Raw genomic sequence first — 18966 nt, 5'->3', positions numbered from 1 at the left:
AGGGGTGAGCCTCGACCCCGGCCAGTCCCACCGCGCCCTGATCGCCAGGGACACCCGCCTCGATGGGCTGCTCTTCGTCGGGGTCGAGAGCCCGGGTATCGACCGTCGCCCGGTCTGTCCGGCGCGGACCCCGGCGCGGGGCCGCTGCCTCTTCTTCGCGCGCGCGGCCGCGGCCGGGCCCTGGCGAGCGTGGCGAGCCTGGCGAGCCCACGCCGCCATCCACCTGTGACCCACGAGCAGGATCGAACATGACCGACCTCCAGCAACGCCACGTGCCCTCGCCGATCGGCCGCCTGCGCCTCGTCGCGTCCTCGCGGGCGCTGGTCGGCCTGTACTTTGGTGACCCCCTCCCCGACTCGGAGCCGCGCTCCGACCCCCTCGCTGCGCGCGGGCCCCAGGTCCCAGGCGAGGGCCCCGATCACGGACCCGAACCATACCCAGAGGCGCACGAGCACGCGCTGCTCGATCGCGCCGCCGCGCAGCTGCGCGAGTACTTCGCCGGGACGCGGCGCAGCTTCGACGTCCCGGTGTCGCCGCGCGGGACCGAGTTTCAGCGCGCGGTCTGGACCGCCCTCGCGGACATCGAGTACGGCCAGACGCGCAGCTACGGGGAGCTCGCGGCGGTGATCGGGCGGCCGAGCGCGGCGCGGGCGGTCGGGGCCGCGAACGGTCGCAACCCGCTGTCTCTCGTGTTGCCCTGCCACCGCGTGATCGGCAGCGGCGGCGCGCTCACGGGCTACGCGGGCGGGCTCGAGCGCAAGCGGTGGCTGCTGGCCCACGAGCGCGGCGTGCTGACGCTCGTCTGACGACGCTACCCGATGTCCACGGTCCCGCAGCCGGAGACGATCGCTCCGCCGTGGCTCGTCGAGTCGCCGACCCGCGCGGCCCCCTTGTACCCGATCACGACCGAGCGCGACGGCGACACGATGACGCGGTTGAGCGGGCCGAGCCCGCACGCACAGATCGACCCGTGGGTCGCAGCGGGGAGATAGCCGATCAGCACGGAGGTCTCGCCGGGGGGCGCGATGGCGCCGCCGCCGTGGGTGTAGGGCACGGTCAGCGGGCAAGTGTGGAGATCGGAAACTCGCGCGGCGTCGGCCATGGCCAAAGCGAGTCTGACGACCCGCCCCCCAACCTGCAAGCGATGGTTTTTCCGCGCGGCGCCGAAGGACTCGTCTGGCGCGAGCAAGGCCTCACCCGAGCGCGCGCGTGAGCACCTCGCGATAGCGGGGCAACACCGACTCTGCGCGGTGCGGGCGAGTCAGCGCCCGCCGATCCGCGCGCAGGTCGATCTCGCCCGCCGTCCACGCCCGACACAGCCGCGCGAGCTCGGACATCGCCTCGCCCTCGTCCCGCCAGCGATACTCGCTCGGCAGCAGCTCGGGGTAGCTCAGCGCGTCGGGGCACAGCGGGCGCGCGCCGTGGTGCACGGCCTCGACGACCGAGATGCCGAAGAACTCGTGCGCCGCGGTCGACAACACCAGCTGCGCGCGCCCGAGCAGCGCGAGGTAGTCGGCCCGGGCCTCGACGCGGCCCCAGCACTCGAGCCGGGGGCCGAGCGCCGCCCGCCAGCGGGGCTTTGCTTCGACGAGCGCGGGAGGCTGGCGACGAAACTGCTCGCCGCAGACCGCGAGACGAAAGCGCAGCCCGAGCCCGATCAACCCGTCGATCAGGCGTACGAGCAGCTCGGGGCCCTTGTCGTGCTCCCAGCGATGGTTCCAGACGATCAGCGGGCCCTCGCCGCGGGCCTCGAGCGGCAGGTCGACGAGGCTCGCGGGGTCGACGGGCGCGAGCGCGAGCGGCAGGCCGAGGACCTCGCTGCGTGCACGGATCGCGTCGATCCAGCCCGGCGCGACGGCGTCGGGCATCCGCGCGAGCAGCTCGGCGCCCGCGGCGAGGAAGCTGTCGCGGTTGTGGGCGCTGTTGAACAGGCAGCGCGTGGCCGCGAGCGCCGAGACCAGCTGGGTGAAGCCGAAGTGGAGGTCGCGGGTCGCGTCGCCCTCGTGGCCCGGGAGCGCGCGGCTTGGAAACGCGAGCTGGTTCTCGTGGAAGTAGAGCACCGCGGGGGTCGTCGCCAGCGGCGGACACAGCCCGCGCAGCTCGGCCAGAGGCAGGTAGGCGCTGGCGAAGAGCAGCTCGTGGGCGGCCGCGAGCTCGGCCGCGTGAGCTCGGGCGAACCACGCCGCGCTCCCGCGCATCCGCCACTTCCAGTGCCGGGCAGGCAGCGTCAAGGTGGTCCACTCGGCCCAGCTCGCGCCGGTCAGGACCTCCCCGAAGGCCGCGTGCGAGCCTCCGTGGAACGGCTCGATGTAGAGCACGCGCACCGCCGCATGGTGACGGACGGCGTCGCTCGACGACAAGGGCGAGGTCTGGATCCTCAAATTCGAGTTCTGGGGCCCTCGGAGCGGCGCTTGGTTGACAGGATCCGTGAGAGCTCGTCAGGATCGGGCCAATGTCGATGATCTCGAGTCGTCCGTGGGTGCTGACGCTCGTCGTCGGCGCCCTGCTCTCGCCCGCGTGCGGAGACAGCTCGGCGAGCGATGGCAGCGGCGACGGCGACGGCGAGAGCGGACCTGGTGACGGGGGCCCCGGCGACGGTGACCCCGGCGACGGTGACCCCGGTGACGGCGACCCCGGTGACGGCGACCCCGGCGACGGCGACCCCGGCGACGGTGACCCCGGCGACGGTGACGGCGAGCCCGGCGATGGCGACGGCGACCCGCCGCCGGGCTGCGGCGACGGCCAGCTCGACCCCGGCGAGGCCTGCGACGACGGCAACAACGTGCCCGGTGACGGCTGCTCCGCGTCTTGTCAGCTCCCCGGCGAGCTGATCTGGGAGGTCTTCGTCGACATCGACGAGCAGCTCGGCGACGACGTCGGCTACGAGGTCGTCGTCGACGGCGACGGCAGCATCGGCGTGCTCGTGGAGAGCGACGCCAGCAGCTATCGCCTCGCCAAGTTCGACCTCGACGGCAACCCGCTGTGGAGCGTCAGCTCGCTCGCGACCGACAAGCCCAGCCTCGTGCGGACCCCCGAGGGCGGGCTCGTCGTCGGTGGTCGGCTCGGCAGCCAGGGGGCGACGCGCTCGTGGGACGCCGAGGGCAACTCCGACTGGACCACGCTCGTGGACAGCGGCAGCTCGGGCGTGCTCGGGGTCGCGGCCGACGCCCAGGGCTTCGTGGTCTCGGCGGGCTACCACGACGCGAACGGGGTGCTGGCCCGCTACGACCCCGAAGACTTGAACTCCTGGAGTCAGCTCCAGCCCCTCAGCGGTGAGCTCGGACCCGTCGGCGTGAGCCCCAGCGGAGACATTTGGGTCGTGCGGACCGAGACCGCGACGCTCGAGAGCTACGACTCGGACGGCAACCCGGGCCCGAGCGTGGCGGGGCTCGAGGGCGACATCTTCGAGGAGATCACGATCGCCCCCGACGGCGCCGTCTACGTGCTCGCGCAGTCCCAAGATCAGAGCTCGTTCACCCTCGGCAAGTACGAGCGCGGCGCGAAGGTGTGGACACAGGTCCACAGCGACGTGGTCCCAAACGGCGCCAGCGGGCTCGGGCGCCTGCCGGGCGGGGGCTTCGTGGTCGCCGGCTACACCAACGGCACCGTCGACACCTCGGACGCGCTCCTGAGCTGGTTCGACGCCGACGGCGGCGTGCTGGCCGACGATGTCGTGATCGACAACGCCGAGGTCGACGTGCTCCACGACGTCGCCGTCACGCCCTACAACTACGCCGTCGCGGTCGGAACCCACATCGCGGCCGGCGAAGACGCGGACCTGTGGATCCGCAAGTTCGAGATCTGACCGGGCCCCGAATTCCGCTACGCGTCGCGGCGCTCGGGCGGCAGGTAGGCCGCGCCGATCGCCACCAGGAGCCCGAGATCGCGCAGCAGCAGCGGCCAGCCGACCGCGCTGGCCTCGGCGGCCTCGCCGAAGCACCCGCAGTTGAGATCGATCCCGCGCACGATGACCGAGAGGATCAACCCGATGAAGGCCAGCGTCAGCGAGCCGAGGACCAGGGTCCCGGCCCGGCGCTTGAACCCGGTCAAGACCGCGAGCGCGCCGAGCAGCTCGGCGATCGGGACGACCGCGGCGGCGAGGTTCCAGGTCCAGTGCGGGAAGGCCTGGTAGTTGGCGATGTCCTCGGCGAAGGCGGCCGGATCGAGGATCTTGATCACGGCGGCGTAGATGAACACCGAGCTCGCGATCAGGCGTCCGGCCCAGCCCGCGGCCAGCATCCACTTGGGCGTGGGCGTGGTCTCGTTGCTCGCGCTCATCCTGCGGCCTCCATCAGGCTCGAGCTCGGCGCGTCGCCGTAGCGGCTGTCCCCGCTGACCGTCGGGGCCTCGGCCGCGACCCAGGCCTGCCAGCCACCGTCGAGCACGCGGACTTGCTGGCACACGTCGCGCTCGCGCAGCAGCGCCCCGAGGTACTCCGACTGCTCGCACGCGGCGCCGTCACAGTAGGTGATCACCTGCCCCTCGGGTGGGATCGGCAGTGACTGCATGTCGAGCAGGCCCTCGGCGTCGTCGGCCGGGATGCTCATGGCCCCGGGGATGTGGGCGGCGGCGTAGTGGTAGCCCAGGCGCGCGTCGACGAAGGTCACCTCGGGCTGACCGAGGAGCGCGACGGCCTCGTCGACCGACACCCGATCGACCGAGGGCGGCTCGATCGGCGCGTCCGCGACGCACGAGCCCTCGTCGGCCGGTGGCGCCGCGACCCACTCGAGGTCGGGGTGAACCGCCAACACGGCGAGCCCGGCGACCAGCGAGACGCCGATCAGCACCAGCAGATCGTCGAGCAGCTGCAGCCGCGAGGCGAGGGTGAGGGTGCCCACCGTCAGCGCGGCGACCAGAATCAAGGCGAGCACGGCGGCGCAAGCCTAGCACTTCGACCGGGGCGCGACCTCGCCCGAGCGGGCGCGGGCCCTGAGCCGGCAGAGCCCGGAGCAGACGCCGTCCTGGGCCAAGAACAGCGGCGAGCACGCGGCCCCTGGCATCGGGCGCGCACGAGTGGTTCACTGACGCCGAGTCCGCGATGCACTCGTCCAAGCTCCCCCGTCACCCCCGGTCTGTGTTCCGGCGACTCCTGCTGTCCGTGGTCCTGTGGACCGCCGGGCTCCCGCTCGCCGCGTCGGCCCTCGCCGCGCAACCCACGTCCGCGGCTTCTGCGTCCCCCTCGGCCAGCGGTCGGTCTGGACCCGGCGGCACCTACACCACGTCGAACTCCGGCTTCCAGCTGCCGGACTTCGTCTACGGCGGCAACTCGATCTCACTCCTGGCTCCGGTCCAGATCGGCCTGACACCCAACGGCTACATCCCCCGCGGCCGCATCGGCCTCCAGTACGACCGCCAGCTGCACAAGGCCCACTGGCTCCACGTCGGCGCGGCCGCGCTCTTCGACCGGGGCAACTGGCAGGACTTCCGCATGGACACCTGCGGGCTCGAGGTCCAGACCGGCACCTGCCAGGCTGGCACGACCGCGGGCATGGATCTGTGGGTTGGCTACACGCACAAGCTCTTCATCGAGAAGCAGCCGTGGATCGTCCCGACCTTCCGCCTCGGCGTCGCGGGCGGGTTCTGGTACTACCCGCGCCTCCGCGGCACCCGCGAGCAGACCCGCGAGCTGAGCTGGATGCTCGGCTTTCAGGCCGCGGCCGGGGTTCGCTTCTTCCTGCTCCGCGAGCTGTCGATCGGCCTCGACCTCGAGCTGAGGCCCGGCCTCGTCATCCACCGCGAGCGCCCCTTCGCCGCGGAGAAAGCCGACAACGATCCGGCCTTCATCTTGCCGCTGCAGATCCTGCCGCTGGTGGTCGAGTACCGGTTCTAGCAGCCCGGGCTGCTCGATGCATTGCACCCCGGGCTGCTAGGCTAGGCTTCGGTCATGAGCGCGAAGCAGAGTGAGCTGAGCTTCGAAGGCGACATGAGCCGCGACGAGCTTCTGTCTCACCTCGAGGAGTTCGCCGCCAGCATGCGCGACGGGACCGTGCGCGTGGAGTTGGGCGAGCAGCAGCTCGTGCTGACCGCGGCCGAGGTCGTCAAGCTCGCGGTCAAGGCCAAGACCAAGGGCGACGCGCAGTCCGTGCGGCTCGAGCTATCCTGGCCAGGTTAGACTCATGTCCAAAGATCGACGCAAACAGGAGCGAGCCCGCGCGAGGCGAGCGCTATTCGGGGCCTCGCCGGGGGGCTGGCTGGCCATGCTGGTCGTCGGCGCTGCGATCACCGGCGGCTCGACGCTTGCGGCGCTGCAGCTCGCGCTGCCCAAGCTCTGGCTCGCCGGGGTCAGTTTCGGAGGCGTGGTCGTGGGGGTGCTCGCGGTCGCCATGGTCCACCCCGTGTGGGTCGCGATCGAAGAGCGCAGCCTCGCCAAGCTCCCGTTTCGGTTCAAGGTCGGCAAGTACCTCAAGGCCCTCGGCAAGGGGCGGAAGCAGACAAAGCTGCGGCTCACCGCGCGCTTCGCCCAAACGCTGAGCCCCGACGCGAAGGCGAAGATCCTCGAGCGGGTCGGCAGCGCGAGCGGTGGAACGAGCCCGAAGTTTTCGGGCTCCGAGCTCTTGGTCCGGGCGACGCTCGACACCTACGCCAACATCCGCTCGGTCAGCGACGACACCGATCGCTACCGCAACCACAAGGTCCACGCGCTCGTCCGCCGGGTGCTCCGCTCGCTGTCCGCGATCCACGGCCAGCACCCCGTCGAGGGCGTCGAGGTCAGCCTCACGTCGGCCGACTGATCTCCTGTTTAGTTCGCGGGGGCTGGCCGCTGCCCAGACTTGCTCCGGGCATGGGCCTCGAAGCAATTGCGCATGCTCAACAGGAGCTCGTGACGACGAATCGGCTTGGCGAGTTCGACGTGGTGCGCTCCGGACCGAGCCTGTCGAGGCGTGTCCCCAAACCCGGTGAGCAGGATGATCGGGACGTCGAATCCTTCAGCGACGAGCGCGTCGGCGAGGCCGTGGCCGTCGAGTCGCGGCATCTTCACGTCGGTGATCACCATGTCGATGGAGTCGGCGTACTGCTTTGCGAGGTCGAGGGCCGCGAGGCCGTCGTTCGCCTCGAAGACGACGTACCCGGAGGCTCGAAGCACCTGCGAAAGCACCCTGCGTACCATCGCGTCGTCATCGCAAAGCAGCACGGTCTCCGTGCCTGATGCGCGGTCGAGAGGCTGGAGCGCGCCCTCGCGCTTCGACTGTCGCGTGCAGCCGGGGAGCAACAGCGTGACCGTCGTGCCGCGACCGAGCTCGCTCTGCACCGTTGTGCGCCCACCGAAATCCTCGACGATCCTGTGGATCGTTGCGAGCCCCAGTCCGGTGCCCTGTCCGGGCTCCTTCGTGGTGAAGAAGGGCTCGAAGATCCTGCTCATGGTCTCTGGCGACATGCCGCAGCCCGTGTCCGAGACGCGCAGCTCCACCCACGGCGCGCCCTGATCTTCGGCATCGGCCACGCGAGTCTCGATGGTGATGCGACCCGACTCCCCGACGGCGTCCTTGGCGTTCACGACCAGGTTGAGCAGGATCTGCTCGATATCAGTCGGTATCCACTCGATCGCAGAGATCGCCTCGTCGCAGCGGATCTCGAGCTCCACCGAGCTCCCCACGAGGTGCTGGAGGACGTGACGGAGCTCCTCGATCTCCTCGTTCAAGTCGACCTCGCGCGTGCTCTCGTCGCCCTTGCGGGCGAAGGCCAGCAGGCGCTCGACGTGCTCCGCGGCACGATCCGCGGCGCGCCCGATCGGCCGCAAGAACTCCATCGCGGAGCTGTCGGAGCCCAGGTAGTCGGCGAGCAGCTCCGAGTTGCCCGTGATGACCATGAGCAGGTTGTTGAAGTCATGGGCGACCCGGGCGGCCAGCGTGCCCACCGAGTGCATCTTCTGCGCCCTCTGCAGATGCTGGCTCTCCTGCCGCCTGCGCTCCGTAACGTCACACACGACCCCCACGACGCGCTCGAGTTGCCCGTGCTCGTCGTGGACCGGCGTTCCACGCTCCGAGACCCAACGCAGGCCGCGAGCCGGTGAGGTGACTCGGTACTCGACATCGAAAGCGGCGCCCGCGATGCCAGCGTCGAGGCTCGCCTCGGCGAGGTGGCAGTCTTCGGGGTGAACGAGCTCGAGCCAGGCCGAGCGGTCCTTGTGACTGTTGCTGACGTGTCCGAAGACTCGCTCGTGCGCGCTGCCCACGAAGCTGAATTCGTGGGTCTTTGCGTCGTACACCCAGGCGTAGGCCTCGACGCTGCCCCCCCGCGCGGCCCCGGCTTGGGCTTGAAGCAGCAGGGTCTCGGCGCTCATGGCCGCGTCGCCCCGGGACGCAGTCAGAACCAGTCGCCGCAACGACGACAGACCGGTGACGAGCTGCGTGTGGAGGACGCTCGGATGCCCCGGGAGGTTCGGCTGACTCGAGTGCTGAGTGTCAATCCAAGTTGCGATCTCGACCTGCTCCGAGAGGAGCTCCTCGACGTCGCGCTCGTGGCTCAGGCCCGGGAAGCTCTCGGTCCAAAAGTGTGCGGTCCGGATGAAGGACAGCAGCTCGACGAGGCTGCAGTAGTCACGCGGCGAGAGGGCGTGGCGAAGGGCTTCGTTCGGAAACACGGCGTGTGCCGAGTACAAGAACACAGCGACACAGCAGCCAAAGATGGCGTCCTCGAGCTCGCTCTGGGCCGGGGGCCACGCCATCGGTCGACCCGGGACGCTCAACAGGCGCTCGGAGTGCCGCACGATCTGCTCGCTGCTCGGCGGCTCGCGCTTGAGCAGCTCGAGCACCTCGGGTCCCGACATGGGTGGGCACGAGGCGTCGCCCGAGATGTAGCCGCGACCCATGAGAAAGGCCGCGTGCCGTGTGAGGCAGTAGCGCGCCGAGCAGAACCTGGAGAGGTAGACGAACAGGCGCTCCTTGAAGAGCGCGGGCAGGGAATTGTCGAGGTACGCCGCCTGGGCGTACGACCACAGGTGTCGTGAGACGGTCTCGTTGGCGCCCGCGAGCCCGAAGAAGGACGGGCAGACGCCCATGCGTCGGGTGATCTCTTGGCTGAGGCGTGAGTCCATTTCAGTGACGTGCGGTTCGCGCGAGCCCGGCTACCAAGATGGTGCACTTCCCGACCGGCGTCGACGGAGCCGGGAGCGCCCCCATCGAAAGCCGCCGAGGAGCGGCGCCTTGCCGCAGACGGCCGCCGATCTGGGAAGTCCTGCGATCCGCTCGTAAAAGCGCGCGCACCGTCGAAGCTGAGGCGGCGCGGGTCCCGCCGAGCCCCTCCGAGCCCCTCCGAGCCCCGCCGAGCGGTGAATCGGATCACTCGGGGTCGAGGAACTCGACGAAGCGCGCGACGATGGTTTTGACGCCAACGTCCGCGAACGCGACCTTGATCTTGCGGTTTGGACCGGAGCCCTGCTCGGCGAGCAGGCGGCCCATGCCCCACTTCGCGTGCTGCACCCGGCGGCCTTCGGGCTCCGGTTTCGGCGCGCGCACGAGACTGACGACCACGGGCGGCGCCGGGCTGGGCTGGACCTGTGCAAGCTCGGCTTGATTCGTGAGCCATTCGACTACCGAGAACGAATGCAGAGATCGGTCGCCACCATCGAAGACCGCGACCCGATCATCGGCGGCCGCGATCACGAAGCCATGAAACACGTGTTTGTCGGGGTCGGCTCCGAACACCACGAGGTCCCCGCGCGCGTGCAGCTCTCGCGCGCGCACGGAGTGCCTCGGAATCTCGCCCAACCCGACGCTCAGGTGATCGTGCAAAAATGGAAGTCCGCTGCAGAGCAGGGCGAGGACCGGGTCGGGCAGCCGCGTCCCCATCGCGGCCTCGACGTCGCGGACCCGGTCGACGTCCAGGACAGCCGGCGCCGTGATGCCAGCGCTGGCCCGGAGCTGGCCGAGCAGCTCCGCGAGGCGGCGCGGCAGCTCGAGGTCGACGTTGCGACGCAGGTGACGCTCCATGTGGACACGATACACCACGCGGCGCAGGAGCCCGTGGCGGGGCTTCGCCCTCTCAGCCCGTCGCCACAGCGGGCTTGGGGAGCAGGCCAGCGTCCCCGTACAGGCGCCTCACATCGTCACCATTGTTCCAGTGGCCGAGCCACTCCTGATAGTAGTCGGGCAGCGGCTGGTGCTCGGGATTGTGCCAAGGCACCTGCGAGGCGAAGATGCCAAACGACGACCGGAGCTTGGCCGAGAGCGGGACCCCCGCGAAGGGGTCGCCTTTGTAGCAAGACTCCGGCACATCAGGCACATGGGTCTTGAAGTCCTCGAGCAACATGTTGATCAGCGATACGCTGAACTTCATGAAGCGACGGGTGTTGCGCAGCCGATAGCCGTAGTCACCCACGATGTGGTTGTAGATCGCGAGCGCCGCGCTGCGGTGCTCGATCTCTTCGCAAAAGTGCCACAAAAAGAGCGAGGCCACGCGCGGGTCTCCGCCGCCGAACAAGACGGCGCGGTTGTCGAGGATCATCTTGAAGAAGGGGGTGAAGATGGCCTCGAGTCCGCCTGAGTGGGCCAGCGCGAACTTGAGCGGGTGGGCGTCGTACAGCTCATCGTAGGTCTGGAGGACCTTGGCGAGGGTCGACTCCAGCCCGGGGTATTGCTTGATCAGCGCCTTGACGTGCTTTTTGTGGGCGGCCGAGTGTACGGCCTCCTGCTTACGAAAGAGCTCGGACTCGACGGCGACCTTGGGGTCGGTGATCTGCTCCTCGGCCTTGCGGGTCGCCCGGCAGATGTATCGCTCGAAGCCGATCACCAGGAAGCTGATCTGGTTCATCAAGATGGCGAAGCGCGGGTGGTCCGGGTTCCACAGGAAGGGGACGCCGTCCAGCTCCCACGCGATCGTTCGAACCTCGAGCTTTGACATGCCTGCTCTCTCTCCCTCTCTGCCAGTCTTTTCGAAAGACGTCGCAGTGTATACTTCGGCCGAGTAGGATAACTCACACACTGAGCAAAAGCGCCTCAACCCACAAGAGGACGCCGTGACCTTCAAGCCCGGCGAACCTGGGCAGGCGATGGTCATGGACCCGGGCTTCGAGCGATGGTACGCATCGCCCGACGAGATGCAATCCCATTGCATGTGCATGACCGTCCAGGTGGCGGGGGAAGCCTGGTCCAAGAGCCCGTGAGCATGCTCGATTGGCTGATCATCGGGGCCGGCGTCCACGGTCTCCACGTCGCCGCGAGCCTGCGTCGACGCGGGTCCACGCTGCGCCTGCTCGATCCTCACCCGCGGCCGCTCGCCGAGTGGGATCGTCGGGCCGAGGCCCTCGCGATGACCCACCTGCGCTCGCCCCTCGACCAGGACCTCGACGTCGAGCAGCTCTCGCTCCATCACTTCGCCGAGGCCCAGCCGCGGCCCGAGCCGGGGATGTTCGCCGGGCCCTGTCGCGCGCCATCGCTCGAGCTGTTTCGTCGCCACGTCAAATGGATCCGCGCGCGGCTGGGCCTCGACCCGCTGCTCGAGCGCGGCACGGCGACGGGGCTCGAGCTCGTCGAGGGCGGCGTGCGGGTCGAGAGCGATCGCGGCGGCCTCGTCGCGCGTCGGGTGATCCTGGCGCTTGGGCACCCGCCGCCCTCCGTGCCCGCGTGGGCCGATCCGCTCGGCGGGGCGGCCTTGCACGTGTTCGATCCCCGCTTCGATCGCAGCCCGCCGAGCGGCTCGGCCGTCATCGTCGGCGGCGGCCTCTCGGCGGCGCAGCTCGCCCTCCACTGGGCGCGCGCGCGGCCTGGAGCGCCAACCCTGATCTGCCGACGGGCCCCGCCGATCGCCGAGCTCGACGCGGCGTCTCGCTGGGCTCGGCCGCGCTGGTCCTGGCGCTTCGCGTCCTTTCCGCTCGCCGGACGCCTGAGCGTCCTCGATGCCGAGACACGCCGCGGCAGCGTCCCGCCTCGAGTCGCCGCACGCCTGGCTCGCGCGCAGCGACGCGGAAGCTTGCGGATCGTGTTCGACGAGGTCGTCGACGTGCGGCGAGAGGCCGCCGAGCAGGTGGTCACGCTCGGCGATCACCCCGCGCTGCGCTGTCGCAGGCTCGCGCTCGCAACCGGGTTCGCGCCCGCCTTCGATCGCGTGCCGCTGCTCGATGGGATCGCCGAGGAGCTCGGGCTCGAGCGCGGCCCGCTGGCGCTCCCGCTGCTCGACGCGGGACTGCGCTGGCACCCACGGGTTCACGTGGTTGGAGCTGCGGCGCGGTTGAGCCTCGGTCCGCTGGCGGCCAACATCGCGGGCGCCCGACTCGCGGCGCTGCGGCTCGCTGCCCCCTGACACGAGCACGCTGGGACACGAGCACGCTGGCGCGCGAGCTTGGCACCACGGGCTGCTAGCCGCCGATCCCGGCGACCACCCCCGGGTAGGCCAGCGAGTGGATCAGCTCGAGCGACTCGAGCATCCAGACCCCGTCCTCGCGCGCGAAGGTGACCGTGTTGGCGGCGAGCAGCAGGACCTTCTCGTCGACGGGGAGGCCGAGCTCCGGCGGGGGCTTGACCGAGTTGATGAACTTGAAGGAGGCCGTCGCGTTGTCACCGTCGAGCTCGACCGAGATCGCGCTCGCCGCCAGGTTGGCCTGGGCCGAGAGCATGATCGGACCGAAGCCCTCGACGAGGCCCTCGACCCCCTCGAAGTGAAACTCGCCGCCGTCGAAGTCGACGACGTCCATCGTGAAGTTCGGGTGGATCCTGGGCGCGAGGCCCATGAGCGCGCTGGGGTCGGAGTTGTCGACGACGGCGGCGAAGCCGAGCAGGATCGAGCGGAGCTCCTCCTTGGACTCGAGGCGATCGAGGCGCTCCTCGACCGCCGTGTCCTCGTCACCGGCGGCCTCAGCCTCGTTGCAGGCGCTGAGCGCCAGTGGCGAGAGGCCCAGCACCAGGGTCGCCGCGAGGGCGCGGGCACGGCCCGAGTCTGGGAGACGAGAAAGACAGTTGGCGTTGGGGTTGGCGTGGACTGGGGTCGGCATGGCTCATCTCCCGCCACACGCAGCTGCGAGTGGCCGTTGTTGTTGTTGTTGTTGTTGTTGTTGTTTGAGGTGGCGACCGCCCCGGAGCACCGAGGCTACGGAGCGCCGAAGTAGTGAACGACGAGGACCATGAGCTCCTCGCCAGCGGGGTCGACCGCGTGGGGCAGCGAGGGCTCGAGCACGACGACGCTGCCGGGCTCGACCGCCAGGGCCCGCTCGCCAACGCGCAGCACGCCGCTTCCGCGCAGCACCTGAATACTGAGCCTGGCGTCAGCGCTGTGCTCGGGCAGCGCGGTCCCGCCGCGCAGGGCGATGGCCGCGACCTTCATGCCCTCGCCCTCGAACAGGACCTGGTGCTCGAGGCCCGGGCCCTCGTCGGTCCAGGCGGGCAGCGCGAGCTCGACGATCGGCTCGACCGAACTCGCGGCCGCAGCGACGGGGGGCTGGCGACAGCAACCCGCGAGCGCCGGGGCAACGAGTGACGCGCAAACAAGCAGGCGGAGGCCAGGGCGGATGAGGTCGAGCTTCATGGTCGGCATCGCTTCGCAAGTGGTTGTAGGCCCGGCCTCATCATGACTCCAATGCACAGTTGAGATGCAGGTCATAACCACATCGGATAATTGGCTAAGCTGGCCTCCATGGACGCCTCCGAGCTCGCTGGCCAGAACCTCAACCTCCTCGTGGCGCTCCATGCCCTGCTCCGTGAGCGCCACGTCAGCCGGGCCGCGGCCCAGCTCGGGGTCAGCCAGCCGGCGATGAGCCGGAGCCTCGGCCGCCTCCGCGAGCTGTTCGACGACCCTCTGCTCGTCCGGGTCAAGGCCGGCATGCAGCCGACCCCGCGCGCGCTCGAGCTCCTCCCCCAGATCGAGGCCATCCTCGCCGAAGTCCTCGAGCTGATCCGCCCCGTCGAGTTTTGCCCCGCCACCGCCAGCGGCACCGTCCGCGTGGCCGCCCCGGATCTGGTCGTCTACATGCTGGTCCCGGCCCTGATGCGCAGCCTCGCCGAGCAGGCCCCGGGCCTCGATCTCGACATCGTCTCGTGGCGGCCGAGCTGGCGCGAGGATCTCGAGACGAGCGCCATCGATCTGTGCGTCGGCATGCCCAGCGGCGACGAGCCCAACATCTACGCGCGCACCCTGTTCGAGAGCGACTGGGCCTGCGTCCTGCGCAAGGGTCACCCGGCCCTGCGCGCGAAGTGGACCGTCGAGCGATTCGCCGGTCTCGACCACCTGCTCGTCTCGCTCACCGGGCGCGGCGGCGGCCAGATCGACGCCGCCCTCGCCCGCCACGGCCTCGAGCGCCACGTCGCCCTGCGCGTCCCCTACCCCGTGCTCACGCCCCTGCTCGTGGCCGAGACCGATCTCGTGCTCACGACCCCGCGCTGGCTCGCCCGCAAGCTCGCGAGCACCGCCCAGCTCGCCGTCCGCCGCCCGCCGATCCCCGTCCCGCCCCTGCGCGCGCCGATGCTGTGGCACGAACGCAGCCACCGCGACCCCACCCACCGCTGGCTCCGCGACCTGGTCGCCCGGCTCGCCGGCGAGCTCGACCCCAGGGCCCTGCGCTGGTGAGGATCCTCGACGCGCGCGGACGGAGCCCGCTGCGCCGAGCAGCCTTCACAGCGGCGAAGAGCCACGAGCAGCTCGGCGCCTGCCATGCTCGAGGACGCCGAAGACAAACGCCGCGACGGGAACGGCCAAGCATGGCTCGTCCGCCCTTGGATTCCACGACCGCCCGCCGAGTATTCGCTCCGACTCAGCTCCCAGTGTCGACGCAAGCTCGCCAGCCAGGCCGGCTCGCGGGGTAGCCCGGGCTCATGTCCAGGACGACGCTGCCCGGCTCGATTCGCGGGTCGGGCTGATAGGATGTTGCATGCCCCAGTGGTCCCTCGAGCTGCGCTCGGGCGCACGGATCAAGCTGACACGCGGCGTCACCACGATCGGTCGAAGCAGCCGGTGCGACATCGTAATCCCCGATCCCGCCGTCAGCCGACGTCAGGCCCTGCTCACGGTCCGCGACGCGGGCGTCGAGCTGATCAACCTCGGCCGGCAGGCGCTGACCGTCGCCAACGCCGACGCCGACGCCGACGCCGACGCCGACGTGACGACGATGGTCGGCGACGGCGTCGAGCTGCATATCGGCGGCCAGCCCTTCGCCGTCGTCCGCCGCGAGCGCGATCCAGGGGCGACGGCCGGCCCGAGCCCGTGGGGCATCCGCGTCGACGGCGGCCCGCTGCTGACGATCCCCATTGAAGGCCTGACCCTCGGCGGGCCCCACGACGATGTCGATCTCCCGGCCTGGACCGCGACGACGCTGGTCCTGCACCGGGTCGCGGACCTCGTCGTCGCCGAGCTCCGCGGCGAGCTCGATCCCCCGCCCCCCTTCGACGCCGAGGGGTTCACGCGGCTCGCCGCGGGCGCGACGATCGAGCTCGCCGACGCGACGATCGAGCTCGTCGAGGTCGACGAGGCCAGGCTCGAGCAGAGCACCCGCGCGAGGTCGAGCCCGCGCCGACACATCAAGCTCGAGCGCTTCGACGCCGGCGGGATGTTGACCTACGAGCACGGCGCCGACTCGAGCTCGGTCTACCTCGCGACCCGTCGCTTCGCGCTCGTCGAGGCCCTGCTGACCTCGACGCCCGACGACGGCTACCACAGCGTCGACGAGCTGTGCCGCCGGATCTGGCCCGACGACCCGATCAAGGACCGGGCCGACTTCAACGTGCTGCTCTATCGCGTGCGCCGCGACTTCGTCCGCGCCGGCATCGACGTCGACACCTGGTTCGAGCGCAAGCGCGGCAGCGGCATGATCCGCGCGCCGATCATGGCGACGCCGGGTCTGCAGCTCCAGCGCGAGGGCCTATGACGCCGTACCCGACCAGACACTTGCGCAGGCTCTCGTGGCGCTCGGCCCAGGCGGGATCCGCGAGCAGCACCTCGGCTTCAGCCTGGGCCGCGGCCGCGGCCCCCGTCCGCACCCGCAGCGCCAAGTCGACGCAGCGGCTGGAGCCCTCGCCAAACCCGGGTCCAGGGTCGCGCGCGTAGAAGGCCAGCGCACGATCGATCTGCTCGCGCGCCGCGGCGAGGTCGCCCAAGTCGAGCAGGGTCCTGGCCAGGACCCCGCGGGTCTGCGCGAGGACCCGGCTGTCCACGCCCTGGCGCTCGTGGATCTCGAGCGCGCGCTCGACTATCGACCTGGCCTGGGCGTAGTCGCCCTGGCCACGCAAGAACACGCCGAGGTTGTTGAGGACTGGCGCGAGCCGAGGGGCGTCGGCGCCGAAGTTGGTCTCGAGCAGCTCGAGGCTCTGCTCGAGCGCTGCGATCGCCGCCTCGCCATCTCCGAGCGACTTGTAGCACGTGCCGAGGTTGGCGAGCAGCTCGGCGATCTCGGGGCTGTCCACCGGCAACTGCCGGCGGCGCAGCTCGAGCACCCGCTCCCAGGTGTCGCACGCACGCTGGGTCTCGCGCGAGTAGTACCACGCCGCGGCCAGGTTCTGCAGCACGACCGTCAGCTCGAAGCTGTCCTCCCCGAGCGGCTCGAGCAGCGCCCGAGCGCGCTCGTAGTCGGCGACAGCGGCCTTGAAGTCGGCGCCGTCGAGGGCGAGGTTACCGAGGTTGATCAGCGGGCGCGCCGTGCTGGGGTGGTCGTCGCCGTAGCTCGCAACGAGCAGCGCGTGTGCGCGCTCGTAGCCCGCGCGGGCCTCGTCGGGCAGGGCGCGGGCGGCCGCGATGTTGGCCAGGTTGATCAGCGAGCTCGCGATCTGTGGGTGCCCGGCCGGCAGCCGCTCGACGACGATCGCGTGCGCGGCCGTGTAGGCCTGCGCGGCCTCGTCGAGGTCGCCCTCGCGGTAGTGCAGGTTGCCGAGCACGGCGAGGCGCCGACCGTCGACCGCGCTGCCTTCGAGGCCGAGCCGGGTCGTGAGCGCCGCTGCGGTCTCGGCCCAGCGCGCCGCGAGCTCGTAGTCGCCGTGGAGCTGGGCGTTGGCATCGACCAGGGCGATCGCCGCGTCGAGGGCGTCGATGTCCGCGCCGGCCGCGAGCGCGCCGTAGTGGGCCCGGCGCAGCGCGGCCTGGCCGGCCTCGTGCTCATCGAGGGCGATGTGTGCCGCGCCGAGGACGAGTTCGACGCGGTGAAGCTCGGCCGCCTCGGCCCGCTCGGCCTGGTCGAGCAGCGCCTGCGCGGCCGTTCGCGCGGCGTCGTTTTGCTCGGCCACGAGCAAGCTCGACACCCGCGAGAGCTCGCGGTCGAGCTCGGGTCGGCCGGCGACCAGCGAGCCATCGCGGCGATCGTCGTAGAGCAGCAGCGACTGCGGCTCGGCGCAGCGCGTCGGACTCGGCAACCGGGCCACGGCCGGGACCGCCGCCCCCACGAGCTCGGCCGTCGGCGCGCGCAGCAACTCGACGAAGCTCCGACCGCGGTCGAGTTGCTCGTCGAGGCACGCCCGGCGCGGTGCGGCCTCGGCCTCGCTCAGCTCGCCGTCGATGATCGCCGTGCACAGCTGGGTCCTCGCCGCCGACCAGTCCGTGACCCAGGCCTGGATCCGAGCCTGGACCCGGCGATGACTCGACGCCGCGAACGGCAGGCCAGTCGCGGTGAACGCCTGACGCAGGTGATCCGCAGCGACCAGCTCGACCAGCGCCTCGGCCCGAGCAGCCTCGGCCACGCACGCTCGCCGCGCGCTGTGCTCGGCGAGCTCGCTGGCCCCGATCCCGATCCCGATCACTGCTGCGGCCACGGCCGCTGCGACCCGTCGCCGCCGACGCGGGCGCGGATCCGACTCGAGCGCCTCGATCAGCGCGAGCATGTCGGGGTAGCGCGCGGCGGGGTCACGCGCGAGGCCGCGCTCGAGCACGCGGCGCAGCCAAGCTGGGAGCACGCCGGTCGGCGGCGCCGCGACCGGAGCTCCGAGGCAGACCACCTCGCGCAGCTCGACGTAGCTGTCGCCGAGAAAGGGCCGCGTGCCGCACACGGCCTCCCACAGCGCGACGCAGATCGCGAACTGGTCGACGCGATGATCGACGGCTTCGGCCTCGAACTGCTCCGGCGCCATGTAGGCCGGCGTCCCGACCACGACACCGTTGGGGTGGCTGATCGTCATGGTCATGTCGTCGCTGCCGACGACCGACTCCAGCGCCAGGGCCTCGCCGTGGGCCAGGCCGAAGTCGGTCACCCGGACCCGACCGTCGCGGCCGACCATCACGTTGCTGGGCTTGATGTCTCGGTGCGTGATCCCGGCGTGGTGGGCCGCCTGAAGCCCCCGTGCGGCGGCCGTGAACACGGCCAGGATCGCCGCGAGCGAGCGCGGGCGGGCGCGCAGCCACTCCGCCAAGGTCTGGCCCTCGACGTACTCCATGGCGATGAAGGTCCCGCCCGCGTGCGAACCGACGTCATGAATGGCGACCACGTTCGGGTGGTTGAGCGCCGCCAGCGCGTGCGCCTCGTTGTCGAGCTGCTCGCGATTGGTCGCCCGGCGCAAGACCTTGATCGCCACCCGACGGCGCAGCTGCGGATCGTAGGCAGCCACGACCACGCCCATGCCACCGCGCCCGAGCTCCTCGAGCACGAGGTAGCGACCGAGCTCCATCCCGGGCTCGAGGCTCGCGCCTGGCCGGGCCCGGGCGACCAGCTCGGCGCGTGGCCGCGTCGCTGCAGTCTCCGGCTCGGACGTCGTCGCGAGGTGCTGCGTCATCCATCCATGCTGACGGATCTCGGCCGGGCGATCGAGAGTTCAGCACCCGACCCGGCCCGATGTAATGCCGATGTAATGGCGGCCCACATGGCGGCCCACATGACGGCCTGAGCCCACGCCCACCTGTGGTCGTGCACCTGAACATGAACGGCGAGCTTCGCTCGGCCACAGATCCGGGCGACTGCCTCGACGGTGTGCCCAGTTACGGCCTGATCTTTCCCTGCGACGCTAGCAGCCCGGGGTGCAATGCATCGTGTCGCCTCGCGCCGGAATCTTCGCCGAGGGCGCGAAGCCAAAACGCCGCTGTACCGGGCGTACTGCAAGTTTTGGCGACAAAGCCCTCGGCGAAAAGGCC

The 18966-nt window shown here is 70.7% G+C and carries 19 protein-coding genes; 9 read left to right on the top strand and 10 right to left on the bottom strand.

All coding sequences use genetic code 11. The features are described from left to right. Nucleotides 1-4 precede the first annotated feature (4 nt). Entirely contained in the window at nucleotides 5-229 is a 225-nt protein-coding gene (locus ENSA5_RS31105; protein ID WP_106395351.1) for an Ada metal-binding domain-containing protein, read from the top strand. A gap of 19 nt (nucleotides 230-248) precedes the next feature. Continuing rightward, nucleotides 249-806, top strand: a complete 558-nt coding sequence (locus ENSA5_RS31100) for a methylated-DNA--[protein]-cysteine S-methyltransferase (RefSeq protein ID WP_106395350.1) — start codon at nucleotides 249-251, stop codon at nucleotides 804-806. Between the two features lie 5 nt (nucleotides 807-811). Here the strand turns inward: ENSA5_RS31100 and ENSA5_RS31095 are convergent, their stop codons facing one another. Beyond that, on the bottom strand, nucleotides 812-1102 hold the full coding sequence (locus ENSA5_RS31095; RefSeq protein ID WP_106395349.1) for a PAAR domain-containing protein: 291 nt from the start codon (nucleotides 1100-1102) through the stop codon (nucleotides 812-814). Between the two features lie 91 nt (nucleotides 1103-1193). Next, nucleotides 1194-2324: a tRNA-queuosine alpha-mannosyltransferase domain-containing protein gene (locus tag ENSA5_RS31090; RefSeq protein ID WP_181198337.1), complete on the bottom strand. Its 1131-nt coding sequence runs from the start codon at nucleotides 2322-2324 to the stop codon at nucleotides 1194-1196. Nucleotides 2325-2452: 128 nt separating this feature from the next. Here ENSA5_RS31090 and ENSA5_RS38565 point away from each other — a divergent pair, with 128 nt between their 5' ends. Next, complete coding sequence (locus ENSA5_RS38565; RefSeq protein ID WP_181198336.1) at nucleotides 2453-3805, top strand: DUF4215 domain-containing protein; 1353 nt, start codon at nucleotides 2453-2455, stop codon at nucleotides 3803-3805. Between the two features lie 17 nt (nucleotides 3806-3822). Here ENSA5_RS38565 and ENSA5_RS31080 read toward each other — a convergent pair whose 3' ends face one another. Both ENSA5_RS31080 and ENSA5_RS31075 read right to left on the bottom strand, forming a co-directional pair. Then, entirely contained in the window at nucleotides 3823-4278 is a 456-nt protein-coding gene (locus ENSA5_RS31080) for a MauE/DoxX family redox-associated membrane protein (RefSeq protein WP_106395347.1), read from the bottom strand. Then, a complete protein-coding gene (locus ENSA5_RS31075; protein ID WP_106395346.1) occupies nucleotides 4275-4871 on the bottom strand; it encodes a rhodanese-like domain-containing protein in 597 nt (198 codons plus the stop codon). Before ENSA5_RS31075 ends, ENSA5_RS31080 begins: the two co-directional genes overlap by 4 nt. A gap of 203 nt (nucleotides 4872-5074) precedes the next feature. Here ENSA5_RS31075 and ENSA5_RS31070 point away from each other — a divergent pair, with 203 nt between their 5' ends. Genes ENSA5_RS31070 through ENSA5_RS31060 form a run of 3 tightly spaced genes read left to right on the top strand, consistent with a single transcriptional unit; the run spans nucleotide 5075 to nucleotide 6731 of the window. After that, a complete protein-coding gene (locus ENSA5_RS31070) occupies nucleotides 5075-5830 on the top strand; it encodes a hypothetical protein (protein WP_106395345.1) in 756 nt (251 codons plus the stop codon). Nucleotides 5831-5884: 54 nt separating this feature from the next. Then, nucleotides 5885-6112 carry an amphi-Trp domain-containing protein gene (locus ENSA5_RS31065; RefSeq protein WP_106395344.1) on the top strand — a complete coding sequence of 76 codons (228 nt, stop codon included), beginning with the start codon at nucleotides 5885-5887 and terminating at the stop codon, nucleotides 6110-6112. Nucleotides 6113-6116: 4 nt separating this feature from the next. Further along, a complete protein-coding gene (locus ENSA5_RS31060) occupies nucleotides 6117-6731 on the top strand; it encodes a hypothetical protein (protein ID WP_146156300.1) in 615 nt (204 codons plus the stop codon). Nucleotides 6732-6739: 8 nt separating this feature from the next. Here ENSA5_RS31060 and ENSA5_RS31055 read toward each other — a convergent pair whose 3' ends face one another. From ENSA5_RS31055 to ENSA5_RS31045, 3 genes are all read right to left on the bottom strand, one after another. Beyond that, the gene (locus ENSA5_RS31055; protein WP_106395342.1) at nucleotides 6740-9034 is read right to left on the bottom strand and encodes a hybrid sensor histidine kinase/response regulator; all 2295 of its coding nucleotides are present in this window, start codon (nucleotides 9032-9034) and stop codon (nucleotides 6740-6742) included. Nucleotides 9035-9278: 244 nt separating this feature from the next. Then, a complete protein-coding gene (locus tag ENSA5_RS31050; protein WP_106395341.1) occupies nucleotides 9279-9929 on the bottom strand; it encodes a hypothetical protein in 651 nt (216 codons plus the stop codon). Between the two features lie 52 nt (nucleotides 9930-9981). Further along, a complete protein-coding gene (locus ENSA5_RS31045) occupies nucleotides 9982-10839 on the bottom strand; it encodes a metal-dependent hydrolase (RefSeq protein ID WP_181198335.1) in 858 nt (285 codons plus the stop codon). 258 nt (nucleotides 10840-11097) lie between these two features. Here ENSA5_RS31045 and ENSA5_RS31040 point away from each other — a divergent pair, with 258 nt between their 5' ends. After that, a complete protein-coding gene (locus ENSA5_RS31040; RefSeq protein ID WP_181198334.1) occupies nucleotides 11098-12237 on the top strand; it encodes an NAD-binding protein in 1140 nt (379 codons plus the stop codon). Between the two features lie 55 nt (nucleotides 12238-12292). Here ENSA5_RS31040 and ENSA5_RS31035 read toward each other — a convergent pair whose 3' ends face one another. After that, nucleotides 12293-12925: a nuclear transport factor 2 family protein gene (locus ENSA5_RS31035; protein WP_106395338.1), complete on the bottom strand. Its 633-nt coding sequence runs from the start codon at nucleotides 12923-12925 to the stop codon at nucleotides 12293-12295. A gap of 95 nt (nucleotides 12926-13020) precedes the next feature. After that, complete coding sequence (locus ENSA5_RS31030) at nucleotides 13021-13455, bottom strand: AraC family ligand binding domain-containing protein (protein ID WP_146156299.1); 435 nt, start codon at nucleotides 13453-13455, stop codon at nucleotides 13021-13023. A gap of 108 nt (nucleotides 13456-13563) precedes the next feature. On the opposite strand from ENSA5_RS31030, the gene ENSA5_RS31025 reads away from it, so the two are divergent. Both ENSA5_RS31025 and ENSA5_RS31020 read left to right on the top strand, forming a co-directional pair. Beyond that, nucleotides 13564-14493 (top strand): LysR family transcriptional regulator, encoded by a 930-nt coding sequence (locus tag ENSA5_RS31025; protein WP_106395336.1) that lies wholly within the window; start codon nucleotides 13564-13566, stop codon nucleotides 14491-14493. 301 nt (nucleotides 14494-14794) lie between these two features. Next, nucleotides 14795-15787, top strand: coding sequence for an FHA domain-containing protein (locus ENSA5_RS31020; protein WP_106395335.1), 993 nt, complete (start codon nucleotides 14795-14797; stop codon nucleotides 15785-15787). Here the strand turns inward: ENSA5_RS31020 and ENSA5_RS31015 are convergent. Further along, nucleotides 15744-18611, bottom strand: coding sequence for a serine/threonine-protein kinase (locus ENSA5_RS31015; protein WP_106395334.1), 2868 nt, complete (start codon nucleotides 18609-18611; stop codon nucleotides 15744-15746). The genes ENSA5_RS31020 and ENSA5_RS31015 overlap by 44 nt on opposite strands. Nucleotides 18612-18966: the final 355 nt, after the last annotated feature.

Origin of the sequence: Enhygromyxa salina, from assembly GCF_002994615.1 — a bacterium.
Classification (GTDB): Bacteria; Myxococcota_A; Polyangia; order Nannocystales; family Nannocystaceae; genus Plesiocystis; species Plesiocystis salina_A.
The sequence above is the reverse complement of the archived record's forward strand: the minus strand, read 5'-3'. Positions and strand labels throughout refer to the sequence as shown.

What these genes read in the sequence shown, in the direction of transcription:
- ENSA5_RS31100 (WP_106395350.1), top strand. Translation starts at nt 249, where the DNA reads ATGACCGACCTCCAGCAACGCCACGTGCCCTCGCCGATCGGCCGCCTG.
- ENSA5_RS31095 (WP_106395349.1), bottom strand. Translation starts at nt 1,102, where the DNA reads ATGGCCGACGCCGCGCGAGTTTCCGATCTCCACACTTGCCCGCTGACC.
- ENSA5_RS38565 (WP_181198336.1), top strand. Translation starts at nt 2,453, where the DNA reads ATGTCGATGATCTCGAGTCGTCCGTGGGTGCTGACGCTCGTCGTCGGC.
- ENSA5_RS31080 (WP_106395347.1), bottom strand. Translation starts at nt 4,278, where the DNA reads ATGAGCGCGAGCAACGAGACCACGCCCACGCCCAAGTGGATGCTGGCC.
- ENSA5_RS31065 (WP_106395344.1), top strand. Translation starts at nt 5,885, where the DNA reads ATGAGCGCGAAGCAGAGTGAGCTGAGCTTCGAAGGCGACATGAGCCGC.
- ENSA5_RS31060 (WP_146156300.1), top strand. Translation starts at nt 6,117, where the DNA reads ATGTCCAAAGATCGACGCAAACAGGAGCGAGCCCGCGCGAGGCGAGCG.
- ENSA5_RS31055 (WP_106395342.1), bottom strand. Translation starts at nt 9,034, where the DNA reads ATGGACTCACGCCTCAGCCAAGAGATCACCCGACGCATGGGCGTCTGC.
- ENSA5_RS31050 (WP_106395341.1), bottom strand. Translation starts at nt 9,929, where the DNA reads ATGGAGCGTCACCTGCGTCGCAACGTCGACCTCGAGCTGCCGCGCCGC.
- ENSA5_RS31045 (WP_181198335.1), bottom strand. Translation starts at nt 10,839, where the DNA reads ATGTCAAAGCTCGAGGTTCGAACGATCGCGTGGGAGCTGGACGGCGTC.
- ENSA5_RS31035 (WP_106395338.1), bottom strand. Translation starts at nt 12,925, where the DNA reads ATGCCGACCCCAGTCCACGCCAACCCCAACGCCAACTGTCTTTCTCGT.
- ENSA5_RS31030 (WP_146156299.1), bottom strand. Translation starts at nt 13,455, where the DNA reads ATGAAGCTCGACCTCATCCGCCCTGGCCTCCGCCTGCTTGTTTGCGCG.
- ENSA5_RS31025 (WP_106395336.1), top strand. Translation starts at nt 13,564, where the DNA reads ATGGACGCCTCCGAGCTCGCTGGCCAGAACCTCAACCTCCTCGTGGCG.
- ENSA5_RS31020 (WP_106395335.1), top strand. Translation starts at nt 14,795, where the DNA reads ATGCCCCAGTGGTCCCTCGAGCTGCGCTCGGGCGCACGGATCAAGCTG.
- ENSA5_RS31015 (WP_106395334.1), bottom strand. Translation starts at nt 18,611, where the DNA reads ATGACGCAGCACCTCGCGACGACGTCCGAGCCGGAGACTGCAGCGACG.